21 protein-coding genes are annotated in these 21,905 nt (G+C 35.5%); 18 read left to right on the top strand and 3 right to left on the bottom strand.

Going from position 1 to position 21,905, the window contains the following annotated elements; translation table 11 throughout:
- The first annotated feature begins 73 nt into the window (after positions 1–73).
- The 3 genes from ACSG5Z_RS25705 to ACSG5Z_RS25695 all read left to right on the top strand — a co-directional run bounded on the left by ACSG5Z_RS25705 (position 74) and on the right by ACSG5Z_RS25695 (position 3,232).
- Complete coding sequence (locus tag ACSG5Z_RS25705) at positions 74–328, top strand: biotin/lipoyl-containing protein (RefSeq protein ID WP_000784766.1); 255 nt, start codon at positions 74–76, stop codon at positions 326–328.
- Between the two features lie 99 nt (positions 329–427).
- Positions 428–1,849: an amino acid permease gene (locus ACSG5Z_RS25700; protein ID WP_000969239.1), complete on the top strand. Its 1,422-nt coding sequence runs from the start codon at positions 428–430 to the stop codon at positions 1,847–1,849.
- Positions 1,850–1,909: 60 nt separating this feature from the next.
- Positions 1,910–3,232, top strand: coding sequence for an acetylornithine deacetylase (locus ACSG5Z_RS25695; RefSeq protein ID WP_435712495.1), 1,323 nt, complete (start codon positions 1,910–1,912; stop codon positions 3,230–3,232).
- Positions 3,233–3,331: 99 nt separating this feature from the next.
- On the opposite strand, the gene ACSG5Z_RS25690 is transcribed toward ACSG5Z_RS25695, so the two are convergent.
- Positions 3,332–3,985, bottom strand: a complete 654-nt coding sequence (locus ACSG5Z_RS25690) for a DUF1232 domain-containing protein (protein ID WP_087982344.1) — start codon at positions 3,983–3,985, stop codon at positions 3,332–3,334.
- A gap of 130 nt (positions 3,986–4,115) precedes the next feature.
- Between ACSG5Z_RS25690 and ytaF the strand changes: the two genes are divergently transcribed.
- Both ytaF and ACSG5Z_RS25680 read left to right on the top strand, forming a co-directional pair.
- A complete protein-coding gene (ytaF, locus tag ACSG5Z_RS25685) occupies positions 4,116–4,727 on the top strand; it encodes a sporulation membrane protein YtaF (RefSeq protein WP_435712494.1) in 612 nt (203 codons plus the stop codon).
- 115 nt (positions 4,728–4,842) lie between these two features.
- The gene (locus ACSG5Z_RS25680; RefSeq protein ID WP_000532409.1) at positions 4,843–5,001 is read left to right on the top strand and encodes a hypothetical protein; all 159 of its coding nucleotides are present in this window, start codon (positions 4,843–4,845) and stop codon (positions 4,999–5,001) included.
- Between the two features lie 22 nt (positions 5,002–5,023).
- On the opposite strand, the gene ACSG5Z_RS25675 is transcribed toward ACSG5Z_RS25680, so the two are convergent.
- Positions 5,024–5,365, bottom strand: a complete 342-nt coding sequence (locus tag ACSG5Z_RS25675; protein ID WP_000766602.1) for a DUF3969 family protein — start codon at positions 5,363–5,365, stop codon at positions 5,024–5,026.
- 175 nt (positions 5,366–5,540) lie between these two features.
- The gene (gene glsA / locus ACSG5Z_RS25670) at positions 5,541–6,470 is read right to left on the bottom strand and encodes a glutaminase A (RefSeq protein WP_001149862.1); all 930 of its coding nucleotides are present in this window, start codon (positions 6,468–6,470) and stop codon (positions 5,541–5,543) included.
- Between the two features lie 69 nt (positions 6,471–6,539).
- On the opposite strand from glsA, the gene ACSG5Z_RS25665 reads away from it, so the two are divergent.
- The 13 genes from ACSG5Z_RS25665 (at position 6,540) to ACSG5Z_RS25605 (ending at position 21,903) form a co-directional block, all read left to right on the top strand.
- The gene (locus ACSG5Z_RS25665) at positions 6,540–6,653 is read left to right on the top strand and encodes a transcriptional regulator (protein ID WP_074651593.1); all 114 of its coding nucleotides are present in this window, start codon (positions 6,540–6,542) and stop codon (positions 6,651–6,653) included.
- 142 nt (positions 6,654–6,795) lie between these two features.
- The gene (gene nagE, locus ACSG5Z_RS25660) at positions 6,796–8,298 is read left to right on the top strand and encodes an N-acetylglucosamine-specific PTS transporter subunit IIBC (RefSeq protein ID WP_048567302.1); all 1,503 of its coding nucleotides are present in this window, start codon (positions 6,796–6,798) and stop codon (positions 8,296–8,298) included.
- A 254-nt stretch (positions 8,299–8,552) separates the two neighbouring features.
- The gene (locus ACSG5Z_RS25655; protein ID WP_327987741.1) at positions 8,553–9,806 is read left to right on the top strand and encodes a serine hydrolase domain-containing protein; all 1,254 of its coding nucleotides are present in this window, start codon (positions 8,553–8,555) and stop codon (positions 9,804–9,806) included.
- Between the two features lie 239 nt (positions 9,807–10,045).
- Entirely contained in the window at positions 10,046–10,861 is an 816-nt protein-coding gene (locus ACSG5Z_RS25650) for a sugar ABC transporter ATP-binding protein (RefSeq protein ID WP_435712493.1), read from the top strand.
- Between the two features lie 167 nt (positions 10,862–11,028).
- Complete coding sequence (locus ACSG5Z_RS25645; RefSeq protein ID WP_046953685.1) at positions 11,029–11,430, top strand: LSm family protein; 402 nt, start codon at positions 11,029–11,031, stop codon at positions 11,428–11,430.
- A 16-nt stretch (positions 11,431–11,446) separates the two neighbouring features.
- Positions 11,447–11,641 (top strand): LSm family protein, encoded by a 195-nt coding sequence (locus ACSG5Z_RS25640; protein WP_435712492.1) that lies wholly within the window; start codon positions 11,447–11,449, stop codon positions 11,639–11,641.
- A gap of 13 nt (positions 11,642–11,654) precedes the next feature.
- Positions 11,655–13,199 carry a glycosyltransferase family 2 protein gene (locus ACSG5Z_RS25635; protein ID WP_435712491.1) on the top strand — a complete coding sequence of 515 codons (1,545 nt, stop codon included), beginning with the start codon at positions 11,655–11,657 and terminating at the stop codon, positions 13,197–13,199.
- Positions 13,192–14,433: a nucleotide sugar dehydrogenase gene (locus tag ACSG5Z_RS25630; RefSeq protein ID WP_087982350.1), complete on the top strand. Its 1,242-nt coding sequence runs from the start codon at positions 13,192–13,194 to the stop codon at positions 14,431–14,433. Before ACSG5Z_RS25635 ends, ACSG5Z_RS25630 begins: the two co-directional genes overlap by 8 nt.
- Positions 14,430–15,395: a UDP-N-acetyl-alpha-D-glucosaminuronate decarboxylase gene (locus ACSG5Z_RS25625; RefSeq protein WP_060486943.1), complete on the top strand. Its 966-nt coding sequence runs from the start codon at positions 14,430–14,432 to the stop codon at positions 15,393–15,395. Before ACSG5Z_RS25630 ends, ACSG5Z_RS25625 begins: the two co-directional genes overlap by 4 nt.
- A complete protein-coding gene (locus tag ACSG5Z_RS25620; RefSeq protein ID WP_435712556.1) occupies positions 15,388–16,935 on the top strand; it encodes a glycosyltransferase family 2 protein in 1,548 nt (515 codons plus the stop codon). Before ACSG5Z_RS25625 ends, ACSG5Z_RS25620 begins: the two co-directional genes overlap by 8 nt.
- Before the next feature lie 339 nt (positions 16,936–17,274).
- Entirely contained in the window at positions 17,275–19,524 is a 2,250-nt protein-coding gene (gene pflB, locus ACSG5Z_RS25615) for a formate C-acetyltransferase (RefSeq protein WP_087982355.1), read from the top strand.
- A gap of 68 nt (positions 19,525–19,592) precedes the next feature.
- Positions 19,593–20,324, top strand: coding sequence for a pyruvate formate-lyase-activating protein (pflA, locus tag ACSG5Z_RS25610; protein WP_000589742.1), 732 nt, complete (start codon positions 19,593–19,595; stop codon positions 20,322–20,324).
- A gap of 412 nt (positions 20,325–20,736) precedes the next feature.
- The gene (locus ACSG5Z_RS25605; RefSeq protein ID WP_087982356.1) at positions 20,737–21,903 is read left to right on the top strand and encodes a diglucosyl diacylglycerol synthase; all 1,167 of its coding nucleotides are present in this window, start codon (positions 20,737–20,739) and stop codon (positions 21,901–21,903) included.
- Positions 21,904–21,905 lie beyond the last annotated feature (2 nt).

Here is a 21,905-nt window from a genome sequence, read left to right as displayed (position 1 = left end):
TAATAGTTGAAATCTCTAAAGGAGGGATATGCAACGTTTCAGTACCGATTAATAAGAAGGAGGAGTTTATAAAGTGAAGATGGTTATAGAAGGCGTGTATAGTCCTTGTTACGGGAAAGTAGAGAAGTTATTTGTTACGGAAAGTTCTTACGTATACGAGTGGGAGAAATTAGCGTTAATTGAAACAATAGATAAACAGAAAGTAGAAATTAAAGTAGGAATCAGTGGATATATCGAATCATTAGAAGTAGTAGAAGGACAAGCTATCGCTGATAAAAAGTTATTAATAACAGTGAGGGATGATCTTTTAATAACAGGTAGTGATTGATACTATGTATTTTGCTCTTTTCAATAATTATTCTTATTATGAACATTTTTAAAAACGCTTACATGAAATGGGTTTCCAAAGTGAAAAGGGGGGATTTATATGATGGATCAAAACCAAGGGTTAAAAAGGGAATTGAAAAGCAGGCACATCTTTATGATTGCACTTGGAGGAGTTATTGGTACCGGTCTTTTTTTAGGATCTGGGTATACAATTCATGAAGCTGGGCCTGGAGGAGCGATTGTAGCGTATCTTGTTGGAGGATTTGTTATGTATTTAACGATGCTCTGTCTTGGAGAGTTAGCTGTTGCGATGCCTGACGCAGGATCTTATCAAACGTATGCTACAAAGCACATTTCCCCTGCAGCGGGTTATGTAGTAGGCTGGATGTCATGGCTAAACTGGTCTGCTACGATAGGTATTGAACTGATTGCAGTTAGTATTTTAATGAAACGATGGTTTCCTGATGTACCGTCATGGATTTGGTGTGTAGCGTTTGCGGTGCTTCTCTTTGCTATCAATGCGTTATCTTCAAGAAGTTTTGCAGAAGTTGAATTTTGGTTTGCAAGTATTAAAGTAATTACAATCATTGCATTTATTATTTTAGGCGGGGCAGCAATGTTTGGTTTTCTAGATATGAAAGGAAATGAACCAGCACCGATGTTCTCTAGCTTTACTGATTATGGTGGGTTGTTTCCAAATGGATTATCAGCCATTTTAATTACGATGATTGCAGTTAATTTTTCCTTCCAAGGAACGGAACTAGTTGGTATTGCAGCTGGAGAGAGTGAAAATCCAGAGAAAACGATTCCGAAGGCAATTAATAATACAGTTTGGCGTATACTTGTGTTCTTTGTATTATCTATTTTCATTCTTGCAGGCTTATTCCCTTGGCAGCAAGCGGGAGTGATAGAAAGTCCATTCGTAGTTGTATTTGATAAAATTGGTATTCCTTATGCAGCCGATATTATAAATTTCGTTATTATTACAGCGGTTCTATCCGTTGCGAATTCAGGATTATATGCAACTTCTCGTATGCTATGGTCTATGTCTAATCAAGGAATGATTAGTCCAATTTTCGGTAAGTTATCTAAAAATGGTGTTCCTATTTATGCATTGATTGTAAGTACAATTGTAGGTTGCCTTTCATTACTATCAGGTATTTATGCGGAAGATACAGTTTATTTATGGCTACTTTCTATTGCCGGGTTCGGGGCGATATTAGTTTGGGCATCTATTGCTCTATCTAACTTGTTGGCTAGAAGGTCATACATTAAGCAGGGCGGGGATGTGAAGGACTTGAAATTTAAAACACCGCTGTATCCATTCGTACCACTGCTTGCGTTAGTATTAAATGTAACAGTAATTGTTGGTATGGCTTTTATTCCAGAACAAAGAATGGCATTATATTGTGGTATTCCATTTATGATTGTTTGTTTACTGTTTTACCGTGCGACAAGAAATAAGGCACGTAAGGTAGAACATATTGAAAAAACGAATACAACAGAGGCAGAAAGTTTGTAAATATATTAGAAACTTATGCTAAAAAAAGAGACTGTAAAATTGTAAACAGTCTCTTTTTTTGTGACAATAAAGCTGGAAACATACTATGTATGCAAAGGGGAACTAGCGATGAATCAAGAAGTTTCACAGCTATTAGAACAGATTGATTTACGAAAAGATGAGTTACTAGAGCTTACAAAGACTTTAATTCGTTTTGAAACACCAGCACCGCCGGCGAGAAACACAAATGAGGCGCAAGAATTTGTTGCAGATTTTCTAAAAAAACGAAATTTTAGTGTTGATAAATGGGATGTATATCCGAATGACCCGAACGTTGTTGGGGTGAGAAAAGGGCTAGAAAGTGACACACATAAAAGTCTTATTATTAATGGACATGTGGATGTAGCAGAAGTATCGGTAGATGAAGCGTGGGAAACCAATCCGTTTGAGCCATTTATAAAAGATGGTTGGTTAGTTGGACGTGGTGCGGCGGATATGAAAGGAGGACTGGCTGGAGCACTATTTGCTATTCAACTGTTACAAGAAGCTGGCATTGAATTACCTGGAGATTTAATCTTTCAATCAGTAATTGGGGAAGAAGTTGGAGAAGCAGGTACACTTCAATGCTGCAAAAGAGGTTATGAAGCTGATTTTGCAGTCGTAGTGGATACAAGTGATTTACATATGCAAGGACAGGGCGGCGTAATTACTGGATGGATTACTGTGAAAAGCCCCCAGACGTTTCATGATGCAACACGCAGGCAAATGATTCATGCTGGAGGACGTTTATTCGGAGCGAGTGCGATTGAAAAAATGATGAAAATTGTGCAAAGTTTACAAGAATTAGAGCGTCATTGGGCAGTTATGAAAACATATGAAGGTTATCCATCTGGAACAACAACAATTAACCCAGCTGTTATTGAAGGCGGACGGCATGCAGCATTTATTGCGGATGAGTGCCGGTTATGGATAACGGTGCACTTCTATCCGAATGAAACACATGAACAAATAATAAAAGAAATTGAAGAGTATATTGAGAAAGTAGCGGCTGCCGATCCATGGTTAAGTGAAAATCCACCACAATTTAAGTGGGGCGGAGAATCAATGATTGTGGATCGTGGCGAAATTTTCCCTTCTTTAGAAGTAGATAGTGAACATGAAGCAGTAAAAACTCTTAGCTCAGTACACGAATCAATTCTATCTAAAAATGCAATTTTAGATATGTCTGCAACGGTAACGGATGGTGGTTGGTTTAGTGAATTTCATATTCCAGCTGTTATTTACGGACCAGGTACATTAGAAGAAGCTCATTCAATAAATGAGAAAGTTGAAGTAGAACAGTTAATTGAATTTACAAAAGTAATAACAGCATTTATATATGAATGGTGTCACACGAAAAAATAGATTAGTGTGTTGAAATCGTACAGGTATGTATACTTGTACGATTTTTTAGTGAACTATTTCAGAGTTGAACAGAAACAACTGAAATAGTTCTTTATTTTTCTATGTTTTTCGTTTTAGTTCGATTAATTTTTCTTTCGCTAATTCAACAGCAATTGCATCATCTAAATAGCCAATTGGAAAGAGATAGTCGGGAATAATATCTGTCGATAAAATGAAATACAGTAATGCGCCTCCAAGAATTGCACGCTCTTCTTTTGAGATAGTTTCATTGCAAAATTGTTGATACATATCGGTTAATTGTTCAATAAAAGGACCAGCGCTATCAATTTGTTCTAATTTACTCGCGAAACTTTCATGAATACGTTTTTCACCTTCTGTTGTCTGAGCATAGCGTTCATAGTTTTCAAGTTCTTGTTTTACGCGAGTTGTTGTATAGTCAAAATCGAATAAGTTAGAGGATTGCAGCGTTTGCTGAATTGTATCAAGAGATGTGTACATATCCGTCTTTTCTTTATTAATGTGAGGAGAATCAGGATACATTTCATCAAATAACAATTGGGGTGGAACTTGCAAACATTCTGCAAATTTTTGTAGATGTTTTTGTTTTGGCGGTTGTTTACCATTCATAATTCTTGAGATTGTTGCGGGATCAATATTTGTATGCATTCCTAATTGACGCATGGATAAGGCACGTTCTTTTAAAAGTTTTTTTATTAATGTACTAAGCCGCTCATTTGGGTTTTCTTTAGGCATAGTGAAGGCACTCCTTTTTTATTGTTGAAAAAATGTTGAGCATTTCTTACATGTATATGAAACAGACAGGCACAGTTGCTCAACATTTTCATAATATGCATTGAAAAGTGAGAAAAAGGGGTGGCTGTTTATGAGTACGGCAGGTCTATTTTCAATTTTTTTAATCGGTATTGCTTCTAATTTAGATAATGCAGGTGTTGGGATTGCATATGGCATTCGTAAGATTCGAATTTCGTGGCTTAACAATTTTATCATCGCATTTTTTGGTTTTTTATTTACTTTATTAGCTGGCTTTTTTGGGAACTGGATAGCGTTATTTATTTCAGAGTTTACTGCAAACCTAATTGGAGCAATCGTTTTAGGTATAATCGGTGTGTTTATTTTGTGCCAGCCTTTCTTGGGGCAAAGAAATACTGTAGGTTCTAAAGATGGTAATGTACTTATGGGCATTTTACGTAATCCAGAAAAAGCAGATTTTGATGGTTCTAAAACAATTAGTTTTTCAGAAGCAATTGTTTTAGGGGTTGCGTTGTCTATTAATAATATTGCAGGTGGATTTGACGCTGGGGTAACAAACTTGAATCTGTGGCTTACAGCAACTATTTCTGGGGTGTTTAGTTTTATTTGTATTAGTGGTTTTGCTTATGTAGGAAAACGATTTTTAGCAGAATACTTAGGGAAATGGGCTACTGTTATTGCGGGCGTGCTATTAATTCTTATTGGGATAGATCAGTTATTGTGAGGAGAATAGAAAACAATGTTCGAGTATTTCCTTGGAAATATGGCAAAGGATTGCATATATCGACGTACTTTTCTCCATACTAATACGGATTTCTTTTAAAGAAAGGGTGATCCGTATGGGACGCGGAAAAGCATTTGATCATAAGAAAAAAGGGCATGACCATCAACCGCCTAAAGGTGCGTTTATTCATAAAGATGTAAATGAACATACTTTAGAAGAGGAAGAGCTACCAGTAAATATTGAGGCGTATAAAAATAGTTTAAAAAAACATTAAAAGCACCTACATAGGTGCTTTTTCAACGTATATCTTCAATTAGTTGTTCTGATTCTTCATGCATACTGTACTCACTTAAAACTTGAATACAGAGCCACTTTAATTCTTCGATAGTATGTTCAAGTTCTTCAGGAAGCACATGATGAATGTCTTCAAGTCCCATTCCGAAATGAATAAGTTCAAGTACTTGATCATCGATGTTTCGATCCATTAGTAGTTCAAGTACTTCTAAATTGAATATGTATCGGTGAGCTTCATCGAGTGAAACCACTTTTAACTTCAAGCTTTCTACAATACTCAATATAAAAAGAAGAATCGTTTTTTCAAGAACAGGCTGTTTTTCCATTTGAAATATTAGTTTCATCTTTCACACCTCCACATATAGCGCTAGGTTGTACTATATTATTCAGGAGGGGGGAGCAAATATGCATGATATAGAGAAACTTTTAGTACTGTTTTGTAAGGGGATGGATTGCGGATAAAGTTGAGGTTTTTTATGAAATAAAAAAATCCTGCTAGTATAGCAGGATAACTCTGAATTAAAAAATGCTCCAACCTTCTTGGGCAGAAAGAAGTTCAAGAATTTTAAAACCAGCGATACTATTTCCGTTTGCATCTAAAGCCGGTCCGAAAATGCCAATTCCCATTTCTCCTTTTACGCAGCCGAAAATGCCACCAGCTACGCCGCTTTTTGCGGGGATACCAACGCGGATCGCAAATTCACCAGACTCGTTATACATACCACATGTAACCATAAATGTTTTACAGATTTTTGTAATATGTTTAGGGATAATTTGTTTTTTCTTATATGGATCATATCCATCCATCGCAAAAATTAAGCCGATACGTGCTAAATCGATACAGTTTACTTCAACTGCACATTGTCGAGTGTATAAATCCATAAGTTCTTCGATGTCACAATCGATAATTCCGTTTTGTTTCATGTAGTAACAAAGTGAACGGTTTAAGTAAGCTGTCTCTAATTCTGAATTGGCAACTTTAGAAGAATAATTAATGGTAGGATTATCTGTTATTTCACGTACAAAATGAAGGATGCGCTCCATTTTTTTTTCATTATCTTTTCCTGTTAACATGCTCGTAATAGCTAGTGCTCCCGCATTAATCATTGGATTAAGTGGTTTGGATGGACTTGTTGTTTCTAACTTAATAATAGAGTTGAATGGATCACCAGTTGGTTCCATTCCAACTTTAGAAAATACATATTCTTCACCACGATCTAAAAGGGCAAGTGCAAGTGTAATTACTTTTGAAATACTTTGAAGAGTAAATAGTGTTTGTGAGTTGCCAGCATGGATATATTCTGTTTCTTTATGGAAAATGGCAATCCCTAAATCGTCTGGATTTGCATTTCCTAGTTCGGGGATATAAGTAGCAAGCTTTCCTTTTTTCGTATATGGTTTTACTTGTTCTAACAACTGTTGTAAGTTGTTTGTTTCAATGCACTGCATAGTACCAACGCTCCTATTTCGAATTAACTACGTTTACTTTTCCCGATATGCTCGGAAATAAATAATAACATGAAAAGGTGGAATGATAAAACGAAAGTTACATGTTCTATAGTAGGTATTTCGTTTCGAGTATTCTATATTAAAAAAGGAGAATTTTCCTTTTATATAACAGTTTGGAAATAGGAGATTTATCCATAAAAAATTCAAAAATAAAAACTACACATCTATACAACTATATGTTATTATGGTTATGTAAATAGAAAGCGTTTTCTAAGGCGTACTTATAATGATAACGATTTCATAAATTGAATTAGGGGGAATTAAAATGTTGCAGTTTCTACAACGTATTGGTAAAGCGTTAATGCTTCCAATCGCAGTGCTACCAGCAGCAGGATTATTGCTTCGTCTAGGACAACCAGATGTATTTGATATTCCTGTTATGGCACAGGCCGGTGCAGCAGTTTTTGATAATTTAGCACTTATTTTTGCAATTGGTATTGCAATCGGTTTGTCTGTTGATGGTAGTGGTGCAGCAGGTCTTGCAGGTGCAATTGGTTATCTAGTTATGAAAAACAGTATTGATGCACTTAGTAAGGGATATTCTACTGTAGAATTACAAGATAAATTAGGCAAAGTTCAAGATTTAATAGGTAATAGCGCTAATGTAGATCCATCTAAGCTTGCAGATACAATGACACAGGTATCTAAGGCAGCCGAATTATCGACTAAAGTGGATATGAAAGTTTTAGGTGGTATTATTGTCGGTGTTATAGCAGGACTTCTTTATAATAAATTCCATAAGATTAAACTTCCAGAATGGTTAGGGTTCTTTGCTGGAAAACGTTTCGTTCCGATTGTTACATCGGTTGTGATGTTACTATTAGGAATTCTATTCGCACAAATTTGGCCAGCAATTCAAAATGCTATCGATGCATTAGCTCATGGAATTGTTAATTTAGGGGCAGTTGGTTCAGGTCTATTTGGTTTATTAAACCGTCTATTAATTCCAATCGGTTTACACCACGTAATGAACACATACTTCTGGTTCGTACTTGGTGACTTTACAAATGCAGCAGGTAATGTTGTAAATGGTGATATTGCTCGCTTCCTTGCAGGAGATAAAACAGCGGGTATGTTTATGACTGGTTTCTTCCCAGTTATGATGTTCGGTTTACCAGCAGCATGTTTCGCAATGATTGCGGCTGCTAAACCAGAAAAACGTAAAATGGTTACAGGTATGTTAGGTGGTCTAGCATTAACTTCATTCTTAACTGGTATTACAGAACCAATTGAATTCTCATTCATGTTCTTATCACCAGTATTATATGGTATTCATGCTGTATTAACAGGTCTGTCTCTATTTATTACAACAACTCTCGGCATTCACGATGGTTTCACATTTAGTGCCGGTGCAATCGATTACTTCTTAAACTTCGGTATTGCAACAAAACCAGTATTACTGGCGGGAGTCGGTTTAATTTACGCAGTAATTTATTTCGTTGTATTTTACTTCTTAATTAAGAAGTTCGATCTAAAAACTCCTGGTCGCGAAGATGACGACGAGCTAGCTGAAGAGGGTGACGCACCTGTTGCAGGTTCAATTGGTGAAACTTACGTAGCAGCTTTAGGTGGAAAAGAAAACTTAACAGTTATTGATAATTGTGCAACACGTCTACGCTTACAAGTGAAAGATGCTGGTCAAGTAAACGAAGCAGCATTAAAACGTGCTGGTGCAAAAGGTGTTATGAAATTAAGTAACACGAGTGTCCAAGTTATCGTAGGTACAAATGTTGAATCTGTTGCCGATGATATGAAAAAACACGTATAAATAATGAGATAAGAGGATATCCCAAAAGATTGATAAAATCAATTTTTTTAGAGGATATCCTCTTTTTTATGTTAACGATTTAACGGGAATCTTACTTTTGTAAATTTTCTTTTTCTTTTTTATACATATAGGTTGGTAATATGTGCAGTGCGTGATAAAGTAGGGATGATATAGAATAGATTATCCATAATCTGCTAAAATAAATCTTTAGTAGAGGAAGTAAATTATTGGTGAGTAAGGGGAAAAAAGCAATCATGGATCAGGAAAAAAATAATGCGAATGGGAAAGCACGTCGGCCGATTGTATACATAAAAAGAACAATCATTCTCGTCTTACTATTTTCACTTGTATATTTCATGTATACAAAAATTGTTGCGCATAATAAGAAAGAAGAAACTTTAAAAGCAGCGGCAGAAATGAAGAAACAAGAAGAGCTGAAAAAGAAAGAAGAAGAAAAAAAGAAACAAGAAGCACAAAAACAAAAAGAGCAGGAAGAACAAGAAGAACAAGTGAAGCAAGCACAAGCTGTGGAAAAGCCTGCTGAGGGACCACCTCAAGAAATTAATGAAAACGCTCAATTAGATCAATATTTACAAAACGCAGGATTTAGCGGGACAGCTGTTATTGTGAAGAACGGAAAAGTTCTTTTGAATAAAGGATACGGTATGGCGAACAAAGAGAAACAAGTACCGAATAATTCAGAGACAACTTTTTATATTGGTTCTATTTCAAAGGCATTTGTAGCGACTGCTATTATGCAATTAAAGGATCAAAATAAATTAAATGTAGAGGATACGGTTGCAAAGTATATTCCAGATTTCCCTCAAGGTAATGGGATTCAGTTAAAGCATTTACTAACACATACATCAGGAATTCCAGAGTATGAGCAAGGAACAGAGGATATTTCTCATGAAGAACTGATAAAACGAATAGGAAAGCAAAAGCGTGTTGGGAGCCCAGGAGAGAAATGGAAATATTCCGATTCGAACTATTCGATACTCGCCTATATCGCTGAGAAGGTAAGTGGACAACCGTTAGAAGACTATATTAAACAACATATTTTTGCTACTGCGGGTATGAAACATTCTGGTTTCGGTAAAGCGTTAGAGCAAACAAGGTTCCCATCAACAGGTTATAAAATAGTAAATAACAATATGACAACACCTAATATTCCAAGTATGTCACAACTATATGGTTGTGGTGATATATATACAAGTGCACATGATTTATATTTATTTAATGAAGCACTCTTCTCTGGAAAGCTGATTTCAAAAGAGAGTTATGATCAAATGTTTACGGCTGTGAAAAAGGATTACGGATTTGGTTGGTATGTAGACCCGGGAAGTTATTCGAATCACGGTGTAATGCCAGGATGGAATTGTTTAAATGGATTTAGCAAAAACGGAAGTGTGTATGTCGTTTTATTATCTAACATTCAAAATAATATTAAATCGTTTGGTAAAGTGAATAACGACATTTATACGATGTTGCGAAATATTGAAGTGTAAGAGGCTATCCTATTGGATAGTCTTTTTTTATTGAGGAAGTGTAGGGGCAATGGGATAATGAAATAAAGTAAAACTTTAATCAGTGGGGGATTCTTCATCCCCCACTGATTATTAGCCCTCACCAATCGGGCTTTTACGGGCAGTCGATCCCCCACCTAACTTCTTTGCTTTCGCTGAATTTTGAAGTGGGGGTCTTACTGCCCGGCGAATAGCGGGATAAATGGAAAAGGGGGAGGAGTATGAGTATAGATAGGCATCACGCACGTAATGCAAAACGCATTTTTTTTGTATCTATTATTGTATGGGTTATTGTCACAATTGTATTAGTGATGGAATATAAAAAAGGGACGCTATTCACTTCGGAGAAAGAAAATTTGAAATTAATAAGTGTTGTAATACCGGCATTTGGATTATTCATATATAGCTTTATGGAAAAACGAAGATCAAAAATACTTAAAAAGGAAATTTATAATATAGAGAATTCCGAATTATTCGAGCGACAAAAATTTGTTGTTCGTAAAGAGGTAGGGATATTTCAAGTAATAACGTACTTTGGATTAGATGGCAGTGCATTAGGTTTTTTAAAAGAAGAGTATGATTTTGTTATTCAACGTGTATGGCAAGTTGTACTTTCTTTTCTTTTAAAGGGACTACATAAGCAACAATTTTATTTATATAATCACTCGGGAGAAAGATTGTTGCGTGTTCAAAAGGAGATGGGAGTACGAAACTTCTATACTTTTTCTAATATAGATGGAAAGAAAATTGGAGAGTTGAAACAAGTACTAAGTTTAACAAAGTGGGAATGGACCTTTTTAGGGATGGATGGTGAAGAAATTGGTAAAGTGGCTGGCGATTTCTCAGCAACAATGCAGAAAATAGATTGGCGAGATGGAACGCATATTGATGTAAAAGAAGATGGTATTCCTTTAGAAGCTGTTAAGTATTTCTCGGCAAGTGGTGGTTCACTTGTTACAGCTTCTATAAGTGAACAGGCAGAATTACCACGAGCGGTTTATTATAGTACAGCTGCCATTGTTACAATTAAAAATTAAAATATACATAAAGATAGATGGGATACCATCTATCTTTTTTGTGTGACTAGAAAAGATGGTTTCTTTGAAAAATGTATGCCTTACCTATCACAAAAAAAGCCTGCTCTGTATACATTAAGATGTATGGATGTGTTTTTATACTTTAAAAATAATAGGAGGAGAAGTGTATGTGTTTGTTCGGTAAGTATTGGAAAAAGCTATCGAGATTGTTTAATAGACAATTAGATTATTTTTTAGATAATAAGTTATTGCCTGCTGTGGAGAGACTTTTATTTTCACAAAACTTCGCGAGATTTATTCAAAGAAACTCTAAGCAAGCTACGGAAGAAGTTATTGAATCAAGTAGATTTCAATCTATTATTTGTAACATTTTAAAAGAATGTAATACATCACCTTTTAAAGAAATTGCAGAGCAGTATTTGGGTAAAAACGTAGAGATTACTGTGACAGTTGGACAGTTAACGGGTGTGATTGTAGCAGTTGGTGATGATTTTTTAACACTGCAAGAAGGAATAGGAACAGAAGTTTTATTACCATTTACAAGTATTATATCAATTAAAGAAGCGTAAGAAAGGAGAGTTATATATGTTATTTACTGATGAATTACGTAACCATGTTGGTGAACTAGTGCAAGTTGTGACAGCTGTAGAAATCATTGCAGGCGTTCTTTTATCTGTGACGGATGGGGCAGTAATTGTTCGTACTTCTCCTTCTTATGGACCACCAGAAGATGTAGTTGTACGTATTCCGATTATTGCTTATGTTCGCTTGGAAAGGTAAGCGTGATACAAGTATGAGAGTGTCAGTTGTTATTCCAGTGCATAATGAAGCAAGTACTTTATCAAAAGTTTTAGTAGAAGTAAGGAAGTTGGAACCATATGAAATTATCATAGTAGATAATGGATCGACAGATGGTACGAAAGAAATAGCGTTACAGCATAATTGCCGTGTGATTTATTATAGATATTCTCTTGGTAATGATGTGGGACGGGCAATTGGTGCTAGAGAAGCAAAAGGTGAAATTGTTTTATTTTTAGATGGCGATATCGTCATGAAAAGTGAAGAATTATACAATTTTATTAAAGGAATACAGCAAGGACATGAGATTGTTTTAAATAATTTAACATGGTCCGTTTATTTGAAGATGAGACCGCATTATACGACGGTTGGAAAATATATGTTAAACCGTTATTTGAACAAAAAAGAATTTGTTGTAGGATCTTTAATTGCGATACCACATGCGATAAGTCGTGAAGTGATTAAAGAACTAGGGTGGTGGAATTTAGCGGATCCAGCACTATTTCAAGCGATGGCGATGTCTAGAGGAGTAGATATTTCTGATATGGCTTCAGTTGATGTCATTTACACAAATAAAGTTCGTCCTGTCCATACGGGCACGTCACCTGGCTCTCCTTATCCGAAAGCGACTAGTCGTATTATGGGTGATCATTTGCGAGCTTTACAATACGTAATCGAAACATACGGTAATCGCGGTGGTTTTTCAGAGGGCAATAAAGATAGGGAGTTTGTAGGAAAGTATAAACCAGTTTTATTACAAAAGAAAAAAGCGAAATATAGTGCCATTATCCCAGTATCAGAAGAGAAAACAACTATAAGGTCTGTTATACAAGAAGTGAAAAAAGCAGGTGTAGATGAAATTATAGTTGTTGTGAATGGAGCTGCCGTAAAGACCATTAAACAAGTAAAGCTAGAGAATGTTATTGTTGTTGAGTTGGATGAAGTGCTTGGGCATAATGTAGCACGGGCGATAGGGGCCATGTATGCTACGGCAGATATTTGTTTATTTGTTGATAGTGATTTTGTTATTCCAGCAACAAATTTAATTCTATTTTTGCGTGCTATTGAAGATGGAAGTGATGTGGCATTAAATGATTTACAGTGTTTATTAGATATGTTTCATCCAGCAGATCCAATTAGCATGGGAAAATATTTTGTGAATTTGATAGCGAAGCGACCAGATTTATGGAATAACTCATTAACAGCAGTACCACACGCTATGCATAAAAAAGTAATAGAGAAAATTGGTTATGATTCTCTTGTGATTCCTCCATTAGCTCAGGTGAAAGCTATTTTAGAAGGATTCTCTATTACAGCAGTAGAGTTAGTAGATGTTATAAAAACAAATCGAGTACGTCCAGAGCAACACGAATTTGTAAATGGGCGTATTTCAGCATTTGATCGTATTTTCGGTGATCAAATTGAGGCGATTGCGTATTTATTACAATGTACAGACGAACGCGGTGGCTTTACGGATGGAGATAGAGATAGAGATATCATTCAACAATTGAGAAGGGAAGAAGAGAATACAAATGAATAGTAGTAAAGTAGCTATTATTGGCTTAGGGTATGTTGGCCTTCCTTTAGCAGTCCATTTTGCAGAGAGAGGGCATACAGTACTTGGGTTAGATAAAGATATTAGAAAAATAGAATCAATTATAAAAGGAGAAAGCTATATTCCGGATGTTTCTTCTAAAGAGTTACAAAGTTTATTGGTGAAAAAAAAATTAATAGTGAACACACCGGATCAAGGCATTGCTGATTTTCAAAATAGTGATTATGTTATTGTTACTGTCCCGACTCCGATTAATGAACAAAGAGAACCAGACTTAAGTGCCCTCATTTCAGCCTCACATTATATACAACAAAACCTTCAAAAAGGACAAACCTTCATTTTTGAAAGCTCCACATATCCAGGTACACTCGAGGAAGTTATCATTCCTATTATTTCTCAAACAGGTAAAAAGGTAGGAGAAGATTTCTATATCGGATATTCCCCTGAGAGAATTGATCCGGCTAATAGTCACTATTCTGTTCAAACGATTCCAAAAGTTATTAGTGGACAAACAGAAAAGTGTAAACAAAAAGTTCAGGAGTTGTATAGCACTACATTTGATGTAGTTGTTCCGGTTAGTTCTCCGAAAGTAGCGGAAATGTGTAAGTTATTTGAAAATATTCAGCGCCTAGTCAATATTTCCTTAGTAAATGAGTTAAACACACTATGTGAAAGTTTAGGAATTGATTTTTATGAGGCGCTTGAAGCCGCATCTACAAAACCGTTTGGATTTACCCCATATTGGCCAGGACCAGGAATAGGAGGACATTGTATTCCAGTAGATCCTTTATATTTCCAATGGAGAATAAAAAGGAATGGGGAAATTAGTCAATTAATTGAGGCTGCACATGTGATTAATGAAGAAATGCCAGAGAAAATAGTCCGGAAAGTAAAAGGCATGGTGCAATCACCTGCATCAGTTTTAATTGTAGGAATTGCATATAAGAAAGATGTAAATGATTTGAGAGAATCACCGGCTTTACCAATTATTGAATTGTTACTAAAAGAAGGATATGAAATCGAATATCACGATCCATATATTTCTTCTGCAAAGTTTGAAGGCAAGGTGTACCAATCTGTTTCTTTGGATGAACATGTCGTTAAACAAGTGGGTTGTATATTAATTTTAACTGATCACTCTAATATCGATTGGAAGCTTTTTAAAGGTATGAAGCGAGTAATAGATACACGTGGAATTATAAAGAAGGTGAGTGTATGAGTAAGAAATGTTTAATTACAGGTGGAGCAGGATTTATTGGTTCACATTTAGCTGAAGAGCTGGTGAAAAGAGGGTATGGGGTTACGATCGTTGATAACTTCTATAAAGGGAAAAATAAATATCATGATGAGTTAATGAAAGAAATTCGAGTTATTCCAATAAGTGTTTTAGATAAAAATTCTATTTATGAATTAGTAAACCAACATGATGTAGTGTTTCATTTAGCAGCAATTTTAGGCGTGAAAACGACAATGGAAAAGAGTATAGAGCTTATTGAAACGAATTTTGATGGAACGAGAAACATTTTACAAGCAGCGCTAAAAGAAAAGAAGAAAGTGGTCTTTGCTTCTACTTCAGAAGTATATGGTAAGGCAAAGCCACCCTTCTCTGAAGAGGGAGATCGATTATACGGGGCAACTTCTAAAATACGCTGGAGTTATGCAGTGTGTAAAACATTAGAAGAAACATTATGTTTAGGATACGCATTAGAAGGTTTACCGGTAACGATTGTTCGTTATTTTAATATTTATGGTCCAAGAGCGAAAGATGGTCCGTATGCAGGGGTAATCCCACGATTTATTAGTGCGGCTTTGCAAGGAGAAGACATTCTCGTATATGGAGATGGAGAGCAGACACGTTGTTTTACGTATGTAAGTGATGCGGTAGAGGCAACGATTCGAGCGATGGATGAGAAGGTAAATGGTGAAATTATTAACATAGGTTCTGACAATGAAAAGAGTATAAAAGAAGTGGCAGAAGTAATTAAAAAGCTAACGAAATCCTCTTCAAAGATTGTTCAAGTTCCTTTTGAAGAGGTGTACCCACATGGCTTTGAAGAAATTCCAAATAGAAGACCAGATGTTGCGAAATTAAGAGAACTTGTTCAGTTTCAAGCAGAAGTAACATGGGAAGAAGGATTGAAAGAAACTATTAAGTGGTTCCGTGAAGAAAATAATGGCTAAGTCACTATCGGTCATTATACCTGTATGTAATGAAGCTGAAACGATTTCAGATGTTATCCAATCGGCAAAAGGATTAAATCCAATAGAGATTATTGTAGTAGCAAACGGTTGTAACGATGGTACAGAAGAGGTTGCTGATCGTTTAGGGTGTAAAGTAATCAAGTATATAGAGCTACTAGGGAACGATGTTGGCCGCGCGATTGGCGCAAAACACGCGATAGGTGATGTATTACTATTTATAGATGGAGATTTTGCTATTCAAACTTCAAAATTACAATTATTCCTTAATCCGATTTTACATGATCAGGCCGACATCGTTTTAAATAATTTGGACGCATTATTTTTAAAGAAACAAAAACCGCACGCCGTGACAGTATGGCGCCAAATATTAAATGCAATGTTAGAGCGTGAAGAATTAAAAATTGATTCCTTATTAGATGCACCTCATGCGCTGACGAAAGAGGTCGTTCAAAGCATCGGATATGAATGTTTTGTTAATCCTATTTTGGCTCATTTACGCCTCGTTCAAAGCGAATGGAGAATTAGTCGGCATTGTGCAATTGACGTTATTACGCCAAATAAATTTCGGCCGACCGAGCATGCTGCGTACGGCACGGGTCTTTCGCAATCTGAAAAACGGATGATAGGTGATCATATAGAAGCTGTAGCGGAGCGAATAGTAGGTAGCGATGAGCGCGGAGGGTATTGTGATGGAAATAGGAAAAGAGATAGTGTCTATCATACTTTAGATTTCGAAGATTTTTATCAAGGATGGGGCGTTACATCTAAATTGTATAAAGGAAAGCAATTATCGGTCGTCATTCCTGTACAAAATGAAGAGAAGACGATTGGAAACGTTATAGAAGAGCTCCGCAAAATTGAACCTTTTGAAATTATCGTTGTTGTAAATGGTTCGTCTGATAAAACAGCAACGATTGCAAAAGACAAGGGAGCAACAACAATTGTATATAAAGAAGCACTTGGCAACGATGTGGGACGTTCACTTGGGACTTATTTCGCCAAAGGAGAAATTGTATTATTTATAGACGGTGATTTTGTTATTCCAGCTAGTGAGCTATATCCATTTGCAAAAGCTATTGCAGATGGAATGGATGTCGCATTAAATGATCTAAATCATTATTTAGATTTAAGAGTACCGCTTCATCTTGTAACTGCATTTAAATATGCATTAAATTCAGCTTGTGATAGAAAAGATTTAGGAGTAGGATCTCTTATCGCTGTACCTAATGCGTTTAGCCAGAAGTGTTTGAAATCAATTGGGTATAGGTCTTTATTGTCACCTTGCGTAGCGCAAGTGAAAGCTATTCTTTCAGGATTCGAAATTGCGTGTGTAAGTCGTGTAGAGGTCGATAAGATGAACCGCATTCGTCCCAGTGAACATTTTGCAAAAATAGGTCATCCTCCAGCTGTCTTGCGAATTATAGGTGATCATATAGAAGGATTAGAGCAATTAATTGTATTAGAAGGTAGCCGTGGTGGATTCTATGATGGGAATAGAAAAAGAGATGTTTTAGAGTAGTAACAAAAAAAGTGTACAACATATGTACACTTTTTTGTTCTGTTATAAAAACTATAACAGATTAGGAGATAAGAGTATTACAGCTCTACAATGGGTATTGTTCTTATATTACAAAATAGGACTCGTATATAAGGATACCAAAAAAATACAATTAAGGAAAGGGTTAATTATAAAGACTTTTAAGTGAAGTTAACACTATGCATATAGTAGTTTGCTCAACATTTCACAAACATGTCACAACTATTTCGTTCACTTTAGCAAAAAAGTAGTATTCTAAGTGTGTAAGCTGTTATATAAAAAATCTTAGTCCTGTACTAATCAAAAATGGAGGAGATTAGGATGACTCAAGTATTAGAAAATGTTAAAAACGCATGGGAAAACTTTAAAGGTGAAAAATGGAAAGCAGAGATTGATGTTCGCGATTTCATTTTAAATAATGTAAACGTTTTCGAAGGAGACGAATCTTTCTTAGCGGGAGCAACTGAAGCAACGAAACAACTTTGGGATCAAGTAATGGATTTAACAACGAAAGAACGTGAAAACGGTGGCGTTCTTGATATGGATACAAAAATTGTTTCTTCTATTACATCACATGAACCAGGATATTTAAATAAAGATATTGAAAAAGTAGTCGGTTTCCAAACTGAAAAACCATTTAAACGTTCTTTACAACCATATGGTGGTATTCGTATGGCGGAACAAGCTTGTGAATCTTATGGATACGAAATGGATAAAGAGCTTAGTCGTATTTTTAGAGATTGGAGAAAAACTCATAACCAAGGTGTATTCGATGCTTATACACCAGAAATGAGAAATGCACGTAAATCAGGTGTAATTACTGGTCTTCCAGATGCATACGGACGTGGACGTATTATCGGTGACTACCGACGCGTAGCATTATATGGTATTGATCATTTAATTGAAGCGAAAAAAGTTGATTTGAATTTAACTGGCGGTGTAATGAGCGAAGATACAATGCGTTTACGTGAAGAGTTATCTGAGCAAATGCGTGCACTTCAAGAGTTAAAACAAATGGCTGCTTCTCATGGCTTTGATATTTCTAAGCCAGCAACAAACACACAAGAAGCATTCCAATGGTTATACTTCGCATATCTTGCAGCAATTAAAGAGCAAAACGGAGCTGCAATGAGTCTTGGACGGACTTCTACATTCTTAGATATTTATATTGAAAGAGATTTAGCAAATGGTACTTTGACAGAAGAAGAAGTACAAGAAATTGTGGATCACTTCATTATGAAATTACGTCTTGTGAAATTTGCAAGAACACCTGATTATAATGAATTATTCTCTGGTGACCCAACTTGGGTAACTGAGTCTATCGGTGGTGTAGCATTAGATGGTCGTCCATTAGTAACAAAGAACTCATTCCGTTTCTTGCATACATTAGATAATTTAGGACCAGCTCCAGAACCAAACTTAACAGTTCTTTGGTCTAAACAATTACCGCAGAACTTTAAAAACTACTGTGCGAAAATGTCTATTAAAACATCAGCAATTCAATATGAAAATGATGACATTATGCGTGCTGACTACGGCGATGACTACGGAATTGCTTGTTGTGTATCTGCAATGAGAATTGGTAAACAAATGCAGTTCTTCGGCGCACGTGCAAACTTAGCAAAAGCATTACTATATGCGATTAACGGTGGTAAAGATGAAAAATCTAAAGCACAAGTTGGTCCTGAGTACGCACCGATTACTTCTGAAGTATTAGATTATGAAGAAGTTATGCGTAAGTTTGATATGACAATGGAATGGTTAGCAGGTCTATATTTAAACACATTAAATGTTATTCATTACATGCATGATAAATATAGCTACGAACGTATTGAAATGGCACTTCATGATACAAATGTTCTTCGTACAATGGCAACAGGTATCGCGGGTCTATCAGTAGTAGCAGACTCTTTAAGTGCAATTAAACACGCAAAAGTAAAACCAATTCGTGATGAAAACGGTATTGCAGTTGACTTTGAAATCGAAGGAGATTTCCCTAAATACGGTAACAATGATGACCGTGTAGATGAAATCGCTGTAAATCTTGTAAAAACATTTATGAATAAACTTCGTAAACATAAAACATACAGAAATTCTGTTCATACAATGTCGATCTTAACAATCACATCTAACGTTGTATACGGTAAGAAAACTGGTAACACTCCAGATGGTCGCCGTACTGGAGAACCATTTGCACCAGGTGCGAACCCAATGCATGGTCGTGATACAAAAGGTGCATTAGCTTCATTATTATCTGTAGCTAAATTACCATATGAAGATGCACAAGATGGTATTTCTAATACATTCTCTATTATTCCAAAAGCACTTGGTAAAGAAGATGATGTACAAGTACGTAACTTAGTATCAATGCTTGATGGTTATGCAGTAAAAGAAGGCCATCACTTAAATATTAACGTATTTAATCGTGAAACATTAATGGATGCGATGGAACATCCTGAGAAATATCCACAATTAACAATTCGCGTATCTGGTTACGCTGTAAACTTTATTAAATTAACTCGTGAACAACAAATCGATGTAATTAATCGTACAATGCATGAAAGTATGTAAGTGAAAAAGTGTCCCTCTGCTTTTTATAAATAGCAGAGGGGGGCTGCTTCAATAAAGGAGGAAGTAACATGATAAAAGGAAGAATTCATTCTGTAGAGTCTTGTGGTACTGTTGATGGCCCAGGAATTCGTTATGTCATATTTACACAAGGGTGTTTATTACGTTGTCAATACTGTCATAATGCTGATACGTGGGAGATCGGTAAAGGAAAAGAAATAACAGTTGAAGAAGTAATGCAGGATGTGACATGTTACCTTCCTTTTATTGAAGCTTCTGGAGGCGGTATAACAGTTAGTGGTGGTGAACCATTATTACAGCTAGATTTCTTAATTGAATTATTTAAGAAATGTAAGGAAGTTGGAATTCATACAACAATTGATTCTTCGGGTGGTTGTTATTCTGAAGAACCAGAATTCCAAAATAAGCTAGATATTTTAATGGATTACACAGATTTAGTTTTATTGGATTTGAAACATATTGATTCAAAGAAACACCGTAAATTAACAGGGAAACCAAATGAACATATTTTACAATTTGCTCGTTATTTATCGGATAAAAATAAACCAATTTGGGTAAGACACGTATTAGTTCCTGGTGTTACGGATAATGAAGAGGATCTACAAAAATTATCTAGCTTTATTCAAAGCCTGTCTAATGTTCAGAAGGTTGAAGTGCTACCATATCATAAGCTTGGTGTATATAAATGGGAGGCACTTGGGCATAAGTATCCACTCGCGAATGTAGAACCACCTACTGAAAAAAATGTAGAGCAAGCAAGACATATTTTACAAGCAGTCTAATCCAAATGTTGGATTAGGCTTTTTGCTTTCTTTACAATAAAACCTAGAGTATGTATATAGAAAAGAGTATACTAAAAATAGAATATCCATATTTTTGTAAGGAATAAGTGGAGAAATTTACATAATTGTAAAGGGAAATCAAAATAGTAAAAAGAATTAAGAAGTAAAAGAGTGAGTATCATGGAATAGAGAACATTTGTAAGTTATTGCGAAAGCTCTTATAGGAAAGTATAATGTAAAGATATGAGCACAGATAGGATTAAGGGGTCAATCTTATATGCTTTGCATATCCACGACAGGTACATAGCTGAAAGAGAAGTATTAGAATCTGTTTATGTAATTTTTAAGGAAAATGTTTTTCCTATTGTCGTATATGCAATATGGAGAAACAATAAGCTAGGAGTGGATTTGTTTGATAAAAAACCCCAAGGTTTTAATATTAACTGCACATTATGGTAATGGTCATGTGCAAGTAGCGAAAACATTAGAACAAACATTTCGCCAAAAAGGAATTAAAGATGTAATTGTATGCGATTTGTTCGGAGAATCACATCCAGTTATAACCGATATTACAAAATATTTATATTTAAAAAGTTATACAATAGGAAAAGAATTATACCGCTTGTTTTATTATGGCGTAGAAAAAATTTATGATAAAAAAATAGCATCTTGGTATGCGAACTTTGGAAGAAAACGTTTGAAATTACTTTTACAAGCAGAGAAACCGGATATTGTTATTAATACTTTTCCGATCATAGCTGTACCAGAGTTAAAAAAGCAAACAGGTATTTCAATTCCTGTTTATAACGTATTAACGGATTTTTGTGTGCACAAAATATGGATTCATCGGGAAGTAGATCGTTATTTTGTAGCAACGGATCACGTGAAAAAAATTATGGTTGATATTGGTGTGCCCTCGGAGCAAATTGTTGAAACTGGAATTCCGATTCGTAGTAGTTTTGAGCTCAAGATCAATCCAGACATTATATATAATAAATATCAGTTATGTAAGAATAAAAAGATTTTACTAATTGTAGCAGGTGCTCATGGGGTATTAGGAAGTGTAAAAGAACTATGCCAATCATTTATGTCATTACCTGATTTACAAGTAGTTGTCGTTTGTGGAAAGAATGAAGCGTTAAAACAGGATTTATTAGGAGTACAGGAAAAAAATCCTGATGTATTAAAAGTATTTGGGTATGTTGAAAATATTGATGAATTATTCCGTGTTACTTCTTGTATGATTACGAAGCCAGGCGGTATTACGTTAAGTGAAGCGGCAGCATTGCAAGTACCTGTCATTTTATATAAGCCTGTTCCAGGGCAAGAAAATGAAAATGCGATGTACTTTGAAAGAAAAGGAGCTGCAGTTGTCATTCGTGATGATAGTGAGGTTTTTGCAAAGACAGAGGCGTTATTACAAGATGATATGAAGCTTCTTCAAATGAAAGAAGCGATGAAAAGCATTTATCGTCCGGAGCCAGCTGGTCATATTGTGGATACAATTTTGACAGAAAATCATGTAGAACCGAATCATATACCTATTAAATCACCTGCTCTTGCACAATTATTTACTTAATA

It is taken from the genome of Bacillus pretiosus (assembly GCF_051294775.1).
Taxonomy (GTDB): Bacteria; Bacillota; Bacilli; order Bacillales; family Bacillaceae_G; genus Bacillus_A; species Bacillus_A wiedmannii.
The sequence above is the reverse complement of the archived record's forward strand: the minus strand, read 5'-3'. Positions and strand labels throughout refer to the sequence as shown.

Excerpts from the sequence above, each read along its gene's own strand:
- glsA (WP_001149862.1), bottom strand. The coding sequence starts at position 6,470 with ATGCAGTGCATTGAAACAAACAACTTACAACAGTTGTTAGAACAAGTA.
- pflA (WP_000589742.1), top strand. The coding sequence starts at position 19,593 with ATGATAAAAGGAAGAATTCATTCTGTAGAGTCTTGTGGTACTGTTGAT.
- ACSG5Z_RS25645 (WP_046953685.1), top strand. The coding sequence starts at position 11,029 with ATGTGTTTGTTCGGTAAGTATTGGAAAAAGCTATCGAGATTGTTTAAT.
- ACSG5Z_RS25700 (WP_000969239.1), top strand. The coding sequence starts at position 428 with ATGATGGATCAAAACCAAGGGTTAAAAAGGGAATTGAAAAGCAGGCAC.
- ACSG5Z_RS25655 (WP_327987741.1), top strand. The coding sequence starts at position 8,553 with ATGGATCAGGAAAAAAATAATGCGAATGGGAAAGCACGTCGGCCGATT.
- pflB (WP_087982355.1), top strand. The coding sequence starts at position 17,275 with ATGACTCAAGTATTAGAAAATGTTAAAAACGCATGGGAAAACTTTAAA.
- ACSG5Z_RS25640 (WP_435712492.1), top strand. The coding sequence starts at position 11,447 with ATGTTATTTACTGATGAATTACGTAACCATGTTGGTGAACTAGTGCAA.
- ACSG5Z_RS25635 (WP_435712491.1), top strand. The coding sequence starts at position 11,655 with ATGAGAGTGTCAGTTGTTATTCCAGTGCATAATGAAGCAAGTACTTTA.
- ACSG5Z_RS25690 (WP_087982344.1), bottom strand. The coding sequence starts at position 3,985 with ATGCCTAAAGAAAACCCAAATGAGCGGCTTAGTACATTAATAAAAAAA.
- ACSG5Z_RS25625 (WP_060486943.1), top strand. The coding sequence starts at position 14,430 with ATGAGTAAGAAATGTTTAATTACAGGTGGAGCAGGATTTATTGGTTCA.
- ytaF (WP_435712494.1), top strand. The coding sequence starts at position 4,116 with ATGAGTACGGCAGGTCTATTTTCAATTTTTTTAATCGGTATTGCTTCT.
- ACSG5Z_RS25675 (WP_000766602.1), bottom strand. The coding sequence starts at position 5,365 with ATGAAACTAATATTTCAAATGGAAAAACAGCCTGTTCTTGAAAAAACG.
- ACSG5Z_RS25680 (WP_000532409.1), top strand. The coding sequence starts at position 4,843 with ATGGGACGCGGAAAAGCATTTGATCATAAGAAAAAAGGGCATGACCAT.
- nagE (WP_048567302.1), top strand. The coding sequence starts at position 6,796 with ATGTTGCAGTTTCTACAACGTATTGGTAAAGCGTTAATGCTTCCAATC.
- ACSG5Z_RS25650 (WP_435712493.1), top strand. The coding sequence starts at position 10,046 with ATGAGTATAGATAGGCATCACGCACGTAATGCAAAACGCATTTTTTTT.
- ACSG5Z_RS25665 (WP_074651593.1), top strand. The coding sequence starts at position 6,540 with ATGAAAAGGTGGAATGATAAAACGAAAGTTACATGTTCTATAGTAGGT.
- ACSG5Z_RS25620 (WP_435712556.1), top strand. The coding sequence starts at position 15,388 with ATGGCTAAGTCACTATCGGTCATTATACCTGTATGTAATGAAGCTGAA.
- ACSG5Z_RS25630 (WP_087982350.1), top strand. The coding sequence starts at position 13,192 with ATGAATAGTAGTAAAGTAGCTATTATTGGCTTAGGGTATGTTGGCCTT.